Origin of the sequence: Pseudomonas aylmerensis (assembly GCF_001702265.1) — a bacterium.
In the GTDB taxonomy this organism is placed as follows: Bacteria; Pseudomonadota; Gammaproteobacteria; order Pseudomonadales; family Pseudomonadaceae; genus Aquipseudomonas; species Aquipseudomonas aylmerensis.
Window position 1 is genome coordinate 1 of the sequence record NZ_MAUE01000003.1, and the last position, 16,020, is coordinate 16,020.

General features: G+C 62.0%; 10 protein-coding genes. 9 read left to right on the forward strand and 1 reads right to left on the reverse strand.

The features are described 5' to 3' along the window. Positions 1–53 precede the first annotated feature (53 nt). A complete protein-coding gene (locus BBG20_RS02435; protein WP_371920715.1) occupies positions 54–2,516 on the reverse strand; it encodes a penicillin-binding protein 1A in 2,463 nt (820 codons plus the stop codon). Between the two features lie 221 nt (positions 2,517–2,737). Between BBG20_RS02435 and pilM the strand changes: the two genes are divergently transcribed. The 9 genes from pilM to BBG20_RS02485 all read left to right on the forward strand — a co-directional run bounded on the left by pilM (position 2,738) and on the right by BBG20_RS02485 (position 15,953). Beyond that, entirely contained in the window at positions 2,738–3,391 is a 654-nt protein-coding gene (pilM, locus tag BBG20_RS02440; RefSeq protein ID WP_065899934.1) for a type IV pilus biogenesis protein PilM, read from the forward strand. Beyond that, entirely contained in the window at positions 3,391–3,942 is a 552-nt protein-coding gene (locus BBG20_RS02445) for a PilN domain-containing protein (RefSeq protein WP_065899935.1), read from the forward strand. The genes pilM and BBG20_RS02445 overlap by 1 nt, the downstream gene beginning before the upstream one ends. Further along, complete coding sequence (locus BBG20_RS02450; RefSeq protein WP_065899937.1) at positions 3,939–4,901, forward strand: pilus assembly protein PilP; 963 nt, start codon at positions 3,939–3,941, stop codon at positions 4,899–4,901. The genes BBG20_RS02445 and BBG20_RS02450 overlap by 4 nt, the downstream gene beginning before the upstream one ends. 69 nt (positions 4,902–4,970) lie before the next feature. Beyond that, positions 4,971–6,296, forward strand: coding sequence for a type IV pilus secretin PilQ (locus tag BBG20_RS02455; RefSeq protein ID WP_065899939.1), 1,326 nt, complete (start codon positions 4,971–4,973; stop codon positions 6,294–6,296). Between the two features lie 4 nt (positions 6,297–6,300). Further along, positions 6,301–6,819: a shikimate kinase AroK gene (gene aroK / locus BBG20_RS02460; protein ID WP_065899941.1), complete on the forward strand. Its 519-nt coding sequence runs from the start codon at positions 6,301–6,303 to the stop codon at positions 6,817–6,819. A 125-nt stretch (positions 6,820–6,944) separates the two neighbouring features. Then, positions 6,945–8,045, forward strand: a complete 1,101-nt coding sequence (gene aroB, locus BBG20_RS02465) for a 3-dehydroquinate synthase (protein WP_065899943.1) — start codon at positions 6,945–6,947, stop codon at positions 8,043–8,045. Between the two features lie 10 nt (positions 8,046–8,055). Further along, positions 8,056–9,615 carry an SPOR domain-containing protein gene (locus BBG20_RS02470; RefSeq protein WP_065899945.1) on the forward strand — a complete coding sequence of 520 codons (1,560 nt, stop codon included), beginning with the start codon at positions 8,056–8,058 and terminating at the stop codon, positions 9,613–9,615. 350 nt (positions 9,616–9,965) lie between these two features. Further along, positions 9,966–14,411: a glutamate synthase large subunit gene (gene gltB / locus BBG20_RS02480; RefSeq protein ID WP_065899947.1), complete on the forward strand. Its 4,446-nt coding sequence runs from the start codon at positions 9,966–9,968 to the stop codon at positions 14,409–14,411. Between the two features lie 123 nt (positions 14,412–14,534). Next, entirely contained in the window at positions 14,535–15,953 is a 1,419-nt protein-coding gene (locus BBG20_RS02485; protein ID WP_065899949.1) for an FAD-dependent oxidoreductase, read from the forward strand. Positions 15,954–16,020: the final 67 nt, after the last annotated feature.

The following is a 16,020-nucleotide window of genomic DNA, read 5'->3' on the forward strand; positions in this document are numbered from 1 at the left end:
CTTCGCGAGCAAGCCCGCTCCCACATTGGATCTGTGCTCAGCCACAGATCCGATTAGAACAAGTCGATCGGCGCCGCCTCATCCGCTGGCAGCGGGCTGCCTGGCGCAACGCCATTGCCCAGCTCGTTGACCGACGGCGGGGTGTCTTCGCTCTTGAACAGTTCGAAGTAAGCATTCGGCGTGCTTGGCGAGGCCGCGCGGCCACTGACCGGATCGATCCGCAGGCTGAGGATGCCTTCCGGCTCGGGTTGGGTATGCAGCGGCTTGTCCTTCAGGGCGGCGCCCATGTAGCTCATCCAGATCGGCAGCGCGACGGTGCCGCCGAACTCGCGACGGCCGAGGCTTTCCGGCTGGTCGTAGCCGGTCCACACGGTGGTCACATAGTCGGCGTTGTAGCCGGAGAACCAGGCGTCCTTGGAATCGTTGGTGGTACCGGTCTTGCCCGCGATATCCGCCCGGCCAAGGGCCAGGGCGCGACGGCCGGTGCCTTTCTTGATCACGTCTTCCAGGATGCTGTTGAGGATATAGGTGGTACGGCCATCCACCACGCGCTCGGCCACGGCAGGTGCCTGCGGCTCGGTCGGGGCCGTGGCATTTGCCGCAGGCTGTGTACCTGGGGTCGGCTCGATGGTGATACCGCCGTTGCCCGGGGCCGCCACGCCATCGGTGGCCGCCACGCCGTTGACCACGTCACCCGGCACGCGTGGCGGGTTGGCAGTGAACAGGGTGTCGCCATTGCGGCTTTCGATCTTGTCGATCAGGTATGGCGTGATCTTGTAGCCGCCGTTGGCAAAGGTGCTCCAGCCGGTGGCGATCTCCATCGGCGTGAGGGTCGCGGTGCCCAGGGCCAGCGACAGGTTCGGCGGCAGGTCCGACTTGTTGAAGCCAAAGCGGGTGATGTAGTCGATGGTCTTGCCCACGCCCATCGCTTGCAGCAGTCGGATCGACACCAGGTTGCGCGACTTGTACAGCGCCTCGCGGATGCGGATCGGGCCGAGGAAGGTGTTGGTGTCGTTTTTCGGGCGCCAGACCTTGTCCAGGTACTCGTCGACAAACACGATCGGTGCATCGTTGACCAGGCTGGCGGCGGTATAACCGTTGTCCAGTGCGGCGCTGTAGATGAACGGCTTGAAGCTCGACCCTGGTTGACGCTTGGCCTGGGTGGCGCGGTTGTAGTTGCTCTGCTCGAAGGCGAAGCCACCGACCAGCGCGCGGATTGCACCGTTCTGTGGGTCCAGCGATACCAGCGCGCCCTGGGCCAGCGGCACCTGGCTGAATTTGAGGCTGTCGTCCTTCTGGCGCTGCACGCGGATCAGGTCACCGACTTGCGCGACGTCCGACGGCTGCTTGGGCATCGGGCCCATGCTGTTGGTGTTCAGGAACGGGCGTGCCCATTTCATGCTGTCCCACGCCACATGCGCTTCGCCGGTGCGGGTCAGGACCTGCAAGCCATCTTTCTTCACCTGGGTGACGATGGCGGGCTCCAGGCCACTGATCGGGCGTTGCTTGCCCAACTCGGTGGTCCAGGCGCTCAGGGTCTTGCCCGGCAGGCGCGATTCCGGGCCACGGTAGCCGTGGCGCTGGTCGTAGGTGACCAGGCCGGAATGCACCGACGTGTTGGCGATTTCCTGCAGGTCGCTCGGCACGGTGGTGGTCACGCGGAAACCTTCGGTGTAGGCCTCGCTGCCGTAGCGGCCGACCATCTCGGCGCGCGCCATTTCGGCGATATATGGCGCGTTCACTTCTGGCGTCGGCACGTGATAACTGGCGTTCAGCGGCTCGGCCACGGCGCTTTCGTAAGCGGCCTGGTCGATCTTGCCCAGCTTGTACATACGCCCCAGGATCCAGTCGCGACGCTCCTTGCTGCGCGCCGGGTTGGCCAGCGGGTTGAAGCGCGACGGGGCCTTGGGCAGGCCGGCGATCATCGCCATCTGCGCCAGGCTGGCGTCACGGATCGACTTGCCGTAGTACACCTGCGAAGCCGCCTCGATCCCGTAGGCACGGTTGCCCAGATAGATTTTGTTGACGTACAGCTCGAGGATTTCATCCTTGGTCAGCTGGCGTTCGATCTGCAGCGCCAGGAGGATCTCGGTGGCTTTACGCGAAAAGCTGCGCTCGCTGGTGAGGAAGAAGTTCTTCGCCACCTGCATGGTGATGGTGCTGCCGCCGGATTGAATGTGTCCGCTTTTTACCAATTGTGTGGCTGCGCGCACCAGGCTGCTGGGGTCGACGCCATAGTGGTTGGCAAAATTATCGTCTTCGGCCGACAACAACGCGCTGATGAAATTGGGTGGAATGTCGGCAAAACGGATCGGTGTGCGGCGCATTTCGCCGAACTCCGCGATCAGTTTTTCATCGCTGCTGTAGACCCGCAAAGGAATCTGCAACTGGATACTTCTCAGGGCCTCTACGGAGGGCAAACCCGGACTAAGGTAGAGATAGGCCCCGCTGAGCACGAGCAGCAGCCCGCAGACGATCGCGACAATGGAGTACCCGAAAAACTTCAGCAGACGAATCAAGGCTTTTGGATTTCCAGAGAAAAGAATGAGTTAGGCGTCGGGGCATGCATGGCAAACGATGGATCAACCCGAGCTGCAGATAAAAAGCGGGAAAAAACGCTGGGCATTAAAGCATTTTTCGGCTTCGGACGTCATTCGCACAGGTTCAACAAATCGACCGAATGCATGGCGCCCGACGGCAATCAGGCGGTATGACAGGCAAAGCTTTAGGGAGTTTTATGCGAAAGGGATTTTTCAGGCGAAAAACCGACACCCTCCTGGGCGTCGATATCAATGACACGGCCATCAGCCTGGTCGAATTGAGTCATTCAACCGGCGGTTACACCATTCAAGGCTACGCCACCCAGGCGCTGCCGGCCCATGCGGTGGTGGATGGTACCTTGCTGGATCTCGAGGGGATCGGGCATGTCCTGCAGGCTGCATTGGCACGGCTGCGAACCTCGGCGCGCGGGGCTGCCGTGGCGGTGTCCGGGCCCTCGGTGATCACGCGGGTGATCGAAATGGAAGCAGGCCTCAACGACGACGAGATGACATGGATGATCCAGATGGAGGCGGACCAGTACATCCCCTACCCATTGGATGACGTGAGCATCGACTTTCAGGTGCAAGGGCAATTGTCCCAGGATCCGGCGCGGGTGCAGGTGCTGCTGGCTGCGTGTTTGAAGGCGCAGGTGGAGGCACGCGAGGCGGTTTTGGCGCTGGCCGGGCTGGTGCCGAAGGTGGTGGACGTCGAAGCGTTTGCATTGGCGCGCGCTTGCAGTCAGGATTTCGCCAGCTTCACGCCGGGCCATCGAGTCGATGGTGCACAATGGGCCTTGGATGCCCAAGGGATGGGAATTGCTTGCGGGTTGGCCCTGAGGAGTTTCGCTTGATGACACGAATCAATCTTTTGCCTTGGCGCCAGGCGCTGGCAGAGCGGCGACGCAAGTACTTCCTCGCGTGTTTGCTGGCGTTCGCCTGTGTGGCGCTCGCAGCCGTGTGGCTGGCGGACCAGGTGATCGACCAGGCGATTGACCGGCAAGTGACGCGCAATGACCACCTCGGCAAGGAAGTCGGCGTGCTCGATTCGCGCATCAAGACCATCGACGACCTGCAGGAGCAAAGCCAGCAGCTGGCGGAGCGCATGAAGGTCGTACAGGACCTGCACGACTCCCGCTCATCCGGCGCCCAACTGCTGGACCAGTTGGCCCGCGCGGTGCCTGAAGGGGTACACCTGCATGAAGTCGTGGCGAAGGGCGACACGCTGAGCATCAGCGGCAGTGCTGAATCGAGCCAGGACATCGCCCAGTTGATGCGCCGCCTGGAGGCGTCTGAAGGCGCCCACGCCACGCGGCTGCAGCATGTACGCACCGAAGGCATGCGCGGCAACAATGAATTCCAGCTGATGGTGCGCCAGGGAGAGTCCACCGAGGCTCAACCATGAGCCTGCCCAGGCTCGATATTTCTGCACTCACTCACAACGCTGCAAAATGGCCCCTACCTGGCAAGGCCCTGCTGGGCTGTGCGCTGGTGGGCGTGGTGCTGGTGATGGGTGAGTGGATGTACCTCGGCCCGTCGCGGGAGCGGTTGCAGCAGCTGGAGCGCGAGGACGTCGCTTTGCAGCAGCAGCTTGCGCAAAAAAGCGCCTTGTCGGCCAGCCTCGAGGCACGGGTCCATGAGCTTGCACTCAGGCAGGCGAAGTTCGACGAGCTGTTGCAGGCGCTGCCCGCCGAATCGCAGATGCCCGCCTTGCTGGAAGACACCGCTCGGTTGGCGCTGGCCAATGGTTTGCTGATCGAAAGCATCGCCCCGCTGGATGAGCAACCACGGTCTTTGCACGGCGAGCAGCCGGTGCAGATCGGCGTGACGGGCGCTTACCACGACCTGGCCACGTTCGTGAGTGCCTTGGGCGGCATGGCACGACTCACCACGGTGCACGATGTCGCCCTGCGCCGTGATGGCAAGCTGCTGCGCCTGGACCTGCTGGCCAGGACCTATTGGCATGCGCAGCAGGGGCGGGGAATAGCCGTTCAGGCCCAGCCGTTTGTCTACGATGCCTTTGGCCTGCGCGACCCGTTCCAGCCGCTTGCCGTCCAGGTCGATCATGTGCGTGGCCGCGCGGCCCATGCGCCGGACCTCACCCGGGCGCGAGGCATCCTCGAAAGCCTGGCGGTGGATCAGCTCGAAATGGTCGGTACCTTGTCTCGCGGGCTGCAGACCTATGCCTTGCTGCGTGCCGCCTCCACGGTGCATCGCCTCGCGGTCGGGGATTACCTGGGGCCGGACCACGGCCGGGTGACGGCCATCCATGACGGGCATATAGAACTGGTGGAATTGTTCCCCGATGAACAGGGTGCATGGCTGGAGCGTCCGCGAACCCTCGCGTTAAACGTCAACTCATAACGGAATAAACCAATGAAAAGGACTTTCTCGTCCTTCGGTGTGGCGCTATGGATAGCGTTCACGGCACCGATGGCTGCTGCTGTGCCCAATCGTGTGGATCTGATCCAGCTGCCGCCCCCCGGCAGCGCGGCATCGAGCACCTATACCGGCGACAAGCTGAACCTCAACTTCCAGAACATCGAGCTGCGCGCCGTGCTGCAGCAAATCGCCGATGTCGCGGGCCTCAACCTGGTGGCCAGCGACGACGTGCAGGGTTCGATCACCCTGCGCCTCAAGGATGTGCCGTGGGATCAGGCGCTCGACCTGGTGCTGCAGGCCAAGGGCCTGGATAAGCGGCTGAAGGCCGGTGTATTGCTGGTGGCGCCTGCCGAGGAGCTGGCTGCCCGCGAACTGTTGACGCTGGAGTCGCGCAAACAGATGGCCGAGCTGGCGCCCTTGCGCCGCGAGCTGCTGCAGGTCAATTACGCCAAGGCCGCGGACCTGGCCAAGCTGTTCCAGTCGGTGGCTGGCCTTGAAGGCAGCACCGATGAGCGCGGCTCGGTGGCGGTGGACGACCGCACCAATAACATCATCGCCTACCAGACCCGCGAGCGTTTGGACGAGCTGCGGCGAATCGTGGCGCAGCTGGATATCCCGGTGCGCCAGGTGATGATCGAGGCGAGGATTGTCGAGGCCAATGTCGATTACGACAAAAGCCTGGGCGTGCGTTGGGGAGGTGGACTCAGTCGCGGTGGTTGGGGTGCTGGCGGCATTCAGAAACCTTTGCCCGACGGCATGGAGCCTGTGGAAAACCCGGCCAGCGCACCGTTTGTCGATATGGGCTCGCTGGCCGGTACCTCCGGCCTGGGTATCGCCTTCATCACCGATAATTTGCTGCTGGACCTTGAGCTGACCGCCATGGAGAAAACCGGTAACGGGGAAATTGTCTCGCAACCCAAAGTGGTCACCTCTGACAAGGAAACCGCACGCATCCTCAAGGGCACCGAGATTCCCTACCAGGAATCCAGCTCCAGCGGTGCCACGTCGGTGTCGTTCAAGGAGGCTTCGCTCTCGCTGGAAGTCACCCCGCAGATCACCCCGGACGGCTGGGTGATCATGGAGGTCAAGGTCACCAAGGATGAGCCCGACTACCTGAACAAGCTCAATGACGTGCCGCCGATCAAGAAAAACGAGGTCAACGCCAAGGTGCTGGTCAAGGATGGGGAGACCATCGTGATTGGCGGGGTTTTCTCCAATACCCAAAGCAAAGTGGTAGATAAAGTGCCATTTTTGGGCGATGTGCCGTATCTTGGCCGCCTTTTCCGGCGCGATGTGCTGGCGGAGAAAAAATCCGAGCTGCTGGTATTCCTGACTCCGCGTATTATGAATAACCAGGCGATTGCTGTGAGTCGTTGATTCTGTGCGAAATTTGATTCTTGTAGGACCGATGGGGGCTGGAAAAAGCACCATCGGCCGTTTGCTGGCCAAAGAGCTGCGCCTGCCATTCAAAGATTCCGACAAGGAAATTGAATTGCGCACGGGTGCCAATATCCCATGGATCTTCGATAAGGAAGGCGAACTGGGCTTTCGCGACCGCGAGCAGGCGATGATTGCCGAGCTGTGCGGCTGCGATGGCGTGGTATTGGCGACCGGCGGTGGCGCGGTGATGCGCGAGGAAAACCGCCGGGCGCTGCATGCCGGCGGTCGCGTGGTCTATCTGCATGCGTCGGTGGAACAGCAAGTGGGCCGTACCGCCCGCGATCGCAATCGCCCGTTGTTGCGCACCGCCGACCCGGCCAAGACCCTGCGGGATCTGCTGACGCTGCGCGACCCGCTGTATCGGGAGATCGCCGATCTGGTGGTGGAAACCGATGAGCGGCCACCGCGGATGGTGGTGCTCGACATTCTTGAGCGCCTGCAACGGCTGCCACCCCGTTAAAGCCAGGCCCGAAATGCGCTATTCTCGGCGGCGCGCTATCACCTTTGCGGGTGTGGCGTAGAGCCATCAGGCAACGTCTGATCTGGACGTTACCGGTCGTCAATACATCTTCAACGCGGGGACACATGCAGACACTTAAGGTCGATCTAGGCGAGCGCAGCTACCCGATCCATATTGGCGAAGGTCTGCTGGACCAGCCCGAGTTGCTCGCACCGCATATTGCCGGGCGGCAAGTGGCGATCATCTCCAACGAAACGGTCGCGCCGCTGTATCTTGAGCGTCTGAGCCGCAGCCTGTCGGCGTATTCCGTGATCTCGGTGATCTTGCCCGACGGCGAAGCCCACAAGAACTGGGAAACCCTGCAACTGATCTTTGACGGCCTGCTGACCGCACGTCATGACCGCCGTACCACCGTGGTCGCCCTGGGCGGCGGTGTGATCGGCGACATGGCCGGCTTTGCGGCCGCCTGCTATCAGCGTGGCGTGGACTTTATCCAGGTGCCGACCACCTTGCTGTCCCAGGTCGATTCCTCGGTGGGTGGCAAGACCGGTATCAACCACCCGCTGGGCAAGAACATGGTTGGCGCGTTCTACCAGCCCCAAGCCGTGCTGATCGACACCGCGACCCTCAACACCTTGCCGCCGCGCGAGCTGTCGGCGGGGTTGGCGGAAGTCATCAAGTACGGGCTGATCTGTGACGAGCCGTTCCTCACCTGGCTGGAAGAGCACGTAGACGCCCTGCGCAACCTGGACCAGGCGGCACTCACCGAAGCGATTTCCCGCTCCTGCGCCGCCAAGGCGCTGGTGGTGAATGCCGACGAACGGGAGTCCGGTGTACGGGCCACCTTGAACCTGGGTCACACCTTCGGCCATGCGATCGAAACCCACATGGGCTATGGTGTGTGGTTGCATGGGGAGGCCGTTGCGGCTGGCACTGTGATGGCATTGGAGATGTCGCACCGCCTGGGCTGGATCAGTGCCCAGGAGCGTGATCGTGGTATCCGCCTGTTCCAGCGCGCCGGTTTGCCGGTCATCCCGCCTGAGGAGATGACCGAGGCGGACTTCCTCGAACATATGGCGATAGACAAGAAAGTGATCGACGGTCGACTGCGACTGGTGCTGCTGCGCCACATGGGCGAAGCAGTGGTGACCGACGATTATCCGAAAGAGATTTTACAGGCCACGCTGGGAGCGGATTACCGCGCCCTGGCCCAGCTTAAAGGTTAATAAGATCCCGATGACTAGTTTGCATGCCGACGAGGCGTTCCTCGGCCATTACCAGCTCAGCCACGACCCCTTTGCTCCACGGGTGCCTGGCTTCAAATTTTTCCCGGCCCAGCGCAAGCCGGTGCTTGGGCAGTTGCACCATCTGGCGCGCTACAGCCAACTGCTGCTGGTGGTGACCGGCCCGTTGGGCAGCGGCAAGACCCTGCTGCGCCAGGCCCTGGTGGCCAGCACCAACAAGCAGTCGGTACAGAGCGTGGTGGTCTCGGCTCGCGGCGCTGGTGATGCAGCGGGCGTATTGCGCCAAGTGGCCCAGGCGTTGGACGTGTCCACTGCCGAGCCGAATGCGATCCTCAAGCAGGTGGTGCAATTGGGCCTGACCGGCCAGGAAGTCTACCTGCTGGTGGATGACGCCGAACAACTCGACGAATCCGCCCTGGAAGCACTGCTGGCGCTGGCGGCGGGTACGCCGGAAGGTCGCCCCCATGTGTTCCTGTTCGGTGAGTCTTCGTTGATCGCCGATCTGGAGCAGATCAGTGGCGATCAGGAGCTGTTCCACGTCATCGAATTGCAGCCGTACGAAGAGGAAGAAACCCGCGAATACCTGGCTCAACGCCTTGAAGGCGCAGGGCAGGGCATCGAACTTTTCTCCGCTGCGCAGATCTCTGATATTCACGAAAGCTCCGACGGCTGGCCTGGCACCATCAACCAGGTCGCCCGCGATGCCATGATCGAAGCCATGATTGCCAGCCGCTCTGCGGTCAAGCGTCCAAAGATGGGGTTCACTATGCCTAAGAAGCACGTATTGGCGATTTCCGCCGTTGTCGTGGTCGCCGTTGCCGCTGCCTGGCTGATCCCGGGTCGCAGCAAGGCACCGACGACTGCCGGCGCGCCAACCGAACAGGCGCAGTTGCCACTGGGCAAGCCCACGCCAAATGTCGAGTTCGCCAACTCCGGCCAACCGACCAACCTGCCGATGGTCGGCCAGCCGGTGATGCGCGGCCCGCTCGCCGAAGAAGCCGGCGGCATCTCCGAAGGCGACGACGGCGTGCCGGTGGAAGGCTCCAGCGCCACACCGCCGACGGTCACCACCACTGCACCACCTGCGGGTGTGCCAGCGGGCCAGCCGGCTGCCAAGCCGACGCCGGCACCTACCGTCGCCACGGCCAAGCCTGCGCCAGTGACCAAGCCGGTCGCCCCTGCACCAGCCGCCAAGCCCGCTCCGGCACCGGCTGCCAAGCCTGCAGAAAAACCTGCCGCCACCGTTGCCAAGGCTGGCGCCGCCGGCAGCAGCTGGTACACCAGCCAGCCGACCGGTAACTTCGTGGTGCAGATCCTCGGCACCAGCTCCGAAGCCAACGCCCAGGCGTTCGTGAAAGAGCAGGGTGGCGAGTACCGTTATTTCAAGAAAGTGCTCAACGGCAAGCCTCTCTACGTGATCACCTACGGCAGTTTCTCCAGCCGTGCCGCTGCTGATTCTGCGATCAAAACCTTGCCAGCGAAGGTCCAGGCTGGTAAACCTTGGCCACGCACTGTTGCCAGCGTTCAACAAGAACTCGCAACAACTCGCTGAAGATCCGGCGGCCTTACCCAGGCCGCCCTCCCGGCACCTCAAAAAAACTACAACAGCGTGCAGCCCTGAAGGCCGCGCGCTTTGTGGTGTCTGCGTCACAGTAGCTTTTGAGTCGTAGCGGTCAGAATTAAAAAAGTTTTGACTAGCACAGCATATCGCTTTAAACCTTTCATAAATGCGACATAGATTTGCGACATTTCGTCGCTAAATTTGTGAGCGTTCGTGTCGGTGTGTACAATGACCTCCCTTTTGCCCCCGCTAAGCCGGCGTACGTTCGGCGTGGAAGGTAACCGGTTGAATTGAAAAGAAATTTGCCTCGATATAAGAGGCAGCCTGGTGAGAAAGTGTCTATGAAAGCAGGTCTGTACCAACCCGATGAATTCAAGGATAACTGCGGTTTCGGCCTGATAGCCCATATGCAGGGCGAGCCCAGTCATACCCTTTTGCAAACGGCCATCGAGGCCCTGACCTGCATGACCCACCGTGGTGGGATCAACGCCGACGGCAAGACTGGTGACGGTTGTGGCTTGCTGATTCAAAAGCCCGACCAGTTCCTGCGTGCTGTCGCCAAGGAGCATTTCGGCACCGATTTGCCCAAGCAGTACGCCGTGGGCATGGTGTTCTTCAACCAGGACCCGGTCAAAGCCGAAGCCGCTCGCGAGAACATGAACCGCGAGATCCTGGCTGCCGGCCTGCAACTCGTCGGCTGGCGCAAAGTGCCGATCGACACCAGCGTGCTCGGCCGCCTGGCCCTTGAGCGCCTGCCGCAGATCGAGCAAGTGTTCATTGCCGGTGATGGCCTGAGCGACCAGGACATGGCGATCAAGCTGTTCACCTCGCGTCGTCGTTCGTCCGTGGCCAACGCCGCCGACACCGACCACTACATCTGCAGCTTTTCCCACAAGACCATCATTTATAAAGGCCTGATGATGCCGGCGGACTTGACCGCCTTCTATCCAGACCTGAGCGATGAGCGCCTGCAAACCGCGATCTGCGTGTTCCACCAGCGCTTCTCCACCAACACCCTGCCGAAATGGCCGCTGGCCCAGCCGTTCCGCTTCCTCGCCCACAACGGCGAGATCAACACCATCACCGGTAACCGCAACTGGGCCGTGGCCCGTCGCACCAAGTTCGCCAACGATTTGATGGACCTGGAAGAGCTCGGCCCGCTGGTCAACCGCGTCGGTTCCGACTCCTCCAGCATGGACAACATGCTCGAGCTGATGGTCACCGGTGGCATCGACCTGTTCCGTGGCGTGCGCATGATCATTCCGCCAGCGTGGCAGAACGTCGAAACCATGGACCCGGATCTGCGTGCATTCTACGAGTACAACTCGATGCACATGGAGCCGTGGGACGGTCCGGCCGGCGTGGTCATGACCGACGGTCGCTACGCCGTGTGCCTGCTCGACCGCAACGGCCTACGCCCGGCGCGTTGGGTGACCACCACCAACGGGTTCATCACCCTGGCGTCGGAAATCGGCGTGTGGAACTACCAGCCCGAAGACGTGATCGCCAAGGGCCGTGTAGGCCCTGGCCAGATCCTGGCCGTGGACACCGAGACCGGGCAGATCCTCGACACCGACGCGATCGACAACCGCTTGAAGTCGCGTCACCCGTACAAGCAATGGCTGCGCAAGAACGCCCTGCGCATCCAGGCGACCATGGAAGACAACGACCACGGTTCGGCTTTCTACGACGTCGACCAGCTCAAGCAGTACATGAAGATGTACCAGGTCACCTTCGAGGAGCGCGACCAGGTGCTGCGTCCGCTTGGCGAGCAAGGCTACGAGGCGGTCGGCTCCATGGGCGACGACACGCCGATGGCCGTGCTGTCCCAGCGCGTGCGCACGCCGTACGACTATTTCCGCCAGCAGTTCGCCCAGGTGACCAACCCGCCGATCGACCCGCTGCGTGAAGCCATCGTGATGTCCCTGGAAGTCTGCCTCGGTGCCGAGCGCAACATCTTCCAGGAATCGCCTGAGCACGCTTCTCGCGTGATCCTCAGCTCGCCAGTAATTTCGCCGGCCAAGTGGCGCTCGCTGATGACCCTGGATCGCCCGGGCTTCGACCGCCAGATCATCGACCTGAACTACGACGAGAGCCTCGGTCTAGAAGCCGCTGTGCGCAATGTCGCCGACCAGGCCGAAGAAGCCGTGCGCGCCGGTCGTACCCAGATCGTGCTGACCGACCGCCACATCGCGCCGGGCAAGCTGCCGATCCACGCGTCCCTGGCCACCGGCGCGGTACACCACCGCCTGACCGAAAAAGGCCTGCGCTGCGATTCCAACATCCTCGTCGAAACCGCTACCGCCCGTGACCCGCATCACTTTGCGGTGCTGATCGGCTTCGGCGCCTCTGCCGTGTATCCGTTCCTGGCGTACGAAGTCCTCGGCGACCTGATCCGTACCGGCGAAGTCCTCGGCGACCTCTACGAGGTGTTCAAGAACTACCGTAAAGGCATCACCAAGGGCCTGCTGAAGATCCTGTCGAAGATGGGCATCTCCACCGTCACCTCGTACCGTGGCGCGCAACTGTTCGAGGCCATCGGCCTGTCCGAAGAAGTCTGCGAGCTGAGCTTCCGTGGTGTGCCGAGCCGTATCAAGGGCGCGCGTTTCGTCGATATCGAAGCCGAGCAGAAAGCCCTGGCGGCCGAAGCCTGGAGCGCGCGCAAGCCGATCCAGCAAGGCGGCCTGCTGAAGTTCGTCCACGGCGGCGAATACCATGCGTACAACCCGGACGTGGTCAACACCCTGCAAGCTGCCGTGCAGCAGGGCGACTACGCCAAGTTCAAGGAATACACGAGCCTGGTGGATAACCGCCCGGTGTCGATGATCCGCGACCTGTTCAAGGTGAAGACCCTGGACACCGCGATGGACATCAACGAAGTCGAGCCGCTGGAATCGATCCTCAAGCGCTTCGACTCCGCCGGTATTTCCCTGGGCGCCTTGTCGCCCGAGGCCCACGAAGCCCTGGCCGAAGCCATGAACCGCCTGGGTGCGCGTTCCAACTCCGGTGAAGGCGGTGAAGACCCGGCGCGCTACGGCACCATCAAGAGTTCGAAAATCAAGCAGGTGGCCACCGGCCGCTTTGGTGTGACCCCGGAATACCTGGTCAACGCCGAAGTGCTGCAGATCAAGGTAGCCCAGGGCGCCAAACCCGGTGAGGGCGGCCAACTGCCAGGCGGCAAGGTCAACGGCCTGATCGCCAAGCTGCGTTACGCAGTACCCGGCGTGACCCTGATCTCGCCTCCGCCGCACCACGACATCTATTCGATCGAAGACTTGTCGCAGCTGATTTTTGACTTGAAACAAGTCAACCCGCAGGCCCTGGTCTCGGTGAAGCTGGTGGCGGAAGCCGGCGTGGGCACCATCGCCGCTGGCGTGGCCAAGGCCTATGCAGACCTGATCACCATCTCCGGCTACGACGGCGGCACTGGCGCATCGCCGCTGACCTCGATCAAGTACGCCGGCGCGCCGTGGGAACTCGGCCTGGCCGAAACCCACCAGACCCTGCGCGGCAATGACCTGCGCGGCAAGGTCCGGGTGCAGACCGACGGCGGCCTGAAAACCGGCCTCGACGTGATCAAGGCTGCGATCCTCGGCGCCGAGAGCTTCGGCTTCGGTACTGCGCCAATGATCGCCCTGGGCTGCAAATACCTGCGCATCTGCCACCTGAACAACTGCGCCACCGGCGTCGCGACCCAGAACGAGAAGCTGCGCAAGGATCACTACATCGGCACCGTCGACATGGTGGTGAACTTCTTCACCTACGTCGCCGAAGAGACCCGTGAGTGGCTGGCCAAGCTGGGTGTGCGTTCCCTCGAAGAGCTGATCGGGCGTACCGACCTGCTGGATATCCTCGAAGGCCAGACCGCCAAGCAGAACCACCTCGACCTGACACCGCTGTTGGGCAGTGATCACATCCCGGCCGACAAGCCGCAATTCTGCCAGGTGGATCGCAACCCGCCGTTCGACAAAGGCCTGTTGGCCGAGAAGATGGTCGAGATGGCCAGTTCCTCGATCAACGATGCCAGCGGTGGCGAGTTCGCCCTGGATATCTGCAACTGCGACCGTTCCATCGGCGCACGGATCTCCGGCGAAATCGCGCGCAAGCACGGCAACCAGGGGATGGCGAAAGCACCGATCACCTTCCGCTTCAAAGGCACCGCTGGCCAGAGCTTCGGCGTGTGGAACGCCGGCGGCCTGCACATGTACCTGGAAGGCGATGCCAACGACTACGTGGGCAAGGGCATGACCGGCGGCAAGCTGGTGATCGTTCCGCCTGCAGGCAGCGTGTACAAGACCCAGGACAGTGCCATCATCGGCAACACCTGCTTGTACGGCGCCACCGGTGGCAAGCTGTTCGCCGCCGGTACGGCCGGTGAGCGTTTCGCCGTGCGTAACTCCGGTGCCCACACCGTGGTGGAAGGTACCGGCGATCACTGCTGCGAGTACATGACCGGTGGCTTTGTCGCGGTACTGGGCAAGACTGGTTACAACTTCGGTTCGGGCATGACCGGCGGTTTCGCCTACGTGCTCGACCAGGACAACACCTTCGTCGACAAGGTCAACCACGAGTTGGTCGAGATCCAGCGGATCAGCGGCGAAGCCATGGAATCCTACCGGAACCACTTGCAGCACGTGCTGGACGAGTACGTCGAGGAGACCGGCAGCGAATGGGGTCGTAACCTCGCCGAAAACCTCGATGATTACCTGCGTCGTTTCTGGCTGGTCAAGCCCAAGGCTGCCAACTTGAAGTCGTTGCTTTCCAGCATCCGTGCCAACCCGCAATAAGTGCAGTCGCCAGCGGCAAGCTTCAAGCCGCAAGTGAAATGCAGTGCGCGGTATGCCGGTTAATGTGATTTTCTTGCAGCTTCAAGCTTGCCGCTTGGAGCTGTCGTGTAAGAGGTTTTGAAGATGGGCGAACGTCTCAATAACGACTTCCAATTCATCGATGTCGGGCGCAAAGATCCGAAGAAGAAACTGTTGCGTCAACGCAAGAAGGAGTTCGTGGAAATCTACGAACCCTTCAAGCCCCAGCACTCGGCCGACCAGGCCCACCGCTGCCTGGGTTGCGGTAACCCGTATTGCGAATGGAAGTGCCCGGTGCACAACTTCATTCCCAACTGGCTCAAGTTGGTGGCCGAGGGCAACATCCTTGCCGCCGCCGAGCTGTCGCACCAGACCAACACCTTGCCGGAAGTGTGTGGCCGAGTGTGCCCGCAGGATCGTCTGTGCGAAGGTGCGTGCACCCTCAACGACGGCTTCGGCGCGGTGACGATCGGTTCGGTGGAGAAGTACATCACCGACACCGCGTTCGCCATGGGCTGGCGTCCGGACATGTCCAAGGTCAAGCCGACCGGCAAGCGCGTTGCGATCATCGGCGCGGGCCCGGCGGGCCTGGGCTGTGCCGACGTGCTGGTGCGTGGCGGCGTGACCCCGGTGGTGTTCGACAAGAACCCGGAAATCGGTGGCCTGCTGACCTTCGGCATCCCCGAGTTCAAGCTGGAAAAAACCGTCCTGAGCAATCGCCGTGAAGTCTTCACCGGCATGGGTATCGAGTTCCGTCTCAATACCGAAATCGGCAAAGACATCACCATGGAGCAATTGCTCGAGGAATACGATGCGGTGTTCATGGGCATGGGCACCTACACCTACATGAAGGGCGGCTTTGCCGGTGAGGACCTGCCGGGGGTGTATGACGCGCTCGACTTCCTGATCGCCAACGTCAATCGCAACCTGGGCTTTGAAAAGTCGCCGGAAGATTTCGTCGACATGAAAGGCAAGAAGGTCGTGGTACTCGGCGGTGGCGACACCGCGATGGATTGCAACCGTACCTCGATCCGTCAGGGCGCCAAGTCGGTGACCTGTGCGTACCGTCGTGACGAAGCGAACATGCCCGGCTCGCGCAAAGAAGTGAAGAACGCCAAGGAAGAAGGGGTGAAATTCCTCTACAACCGCCAGCCGATTGCTATCGTCGGTGAAGACCGCGTCGAAGGCGTGAAGGTGGTCGAGACCCGTCTCGGCGAACCGGATGCCCGTGGCCGTCGCAGCCCCGAGCCGATCCCGGGTTCCGAAGAGATCATCCCGGCCGATGCCGTGGTCATCGCTTTCGGTTTCCGCCCAAGCCCGGCGCCGTGGTTCGAACAGTTCCAGATCCAGACCGACAGCCAGGGCCGCGTCGTCGCCCCGGAACAAGGCCAGTACAAGCACCAGACCAGCAACCCGAAAATCTTCGCCGGTGGCGACATGGTGCGCGGTTCTGACCTGGTCGTGACGGCGATCTTCGAAGGGCGCAATGCCGCCGAAGGTATCCTGGATTACCTGGGCGTCTGACGACGCCAGCAGCCAGTTTCAAGCAATGAGCTGCACGCTGGAAGCCCCGATACTTGGGGCTTGCAGC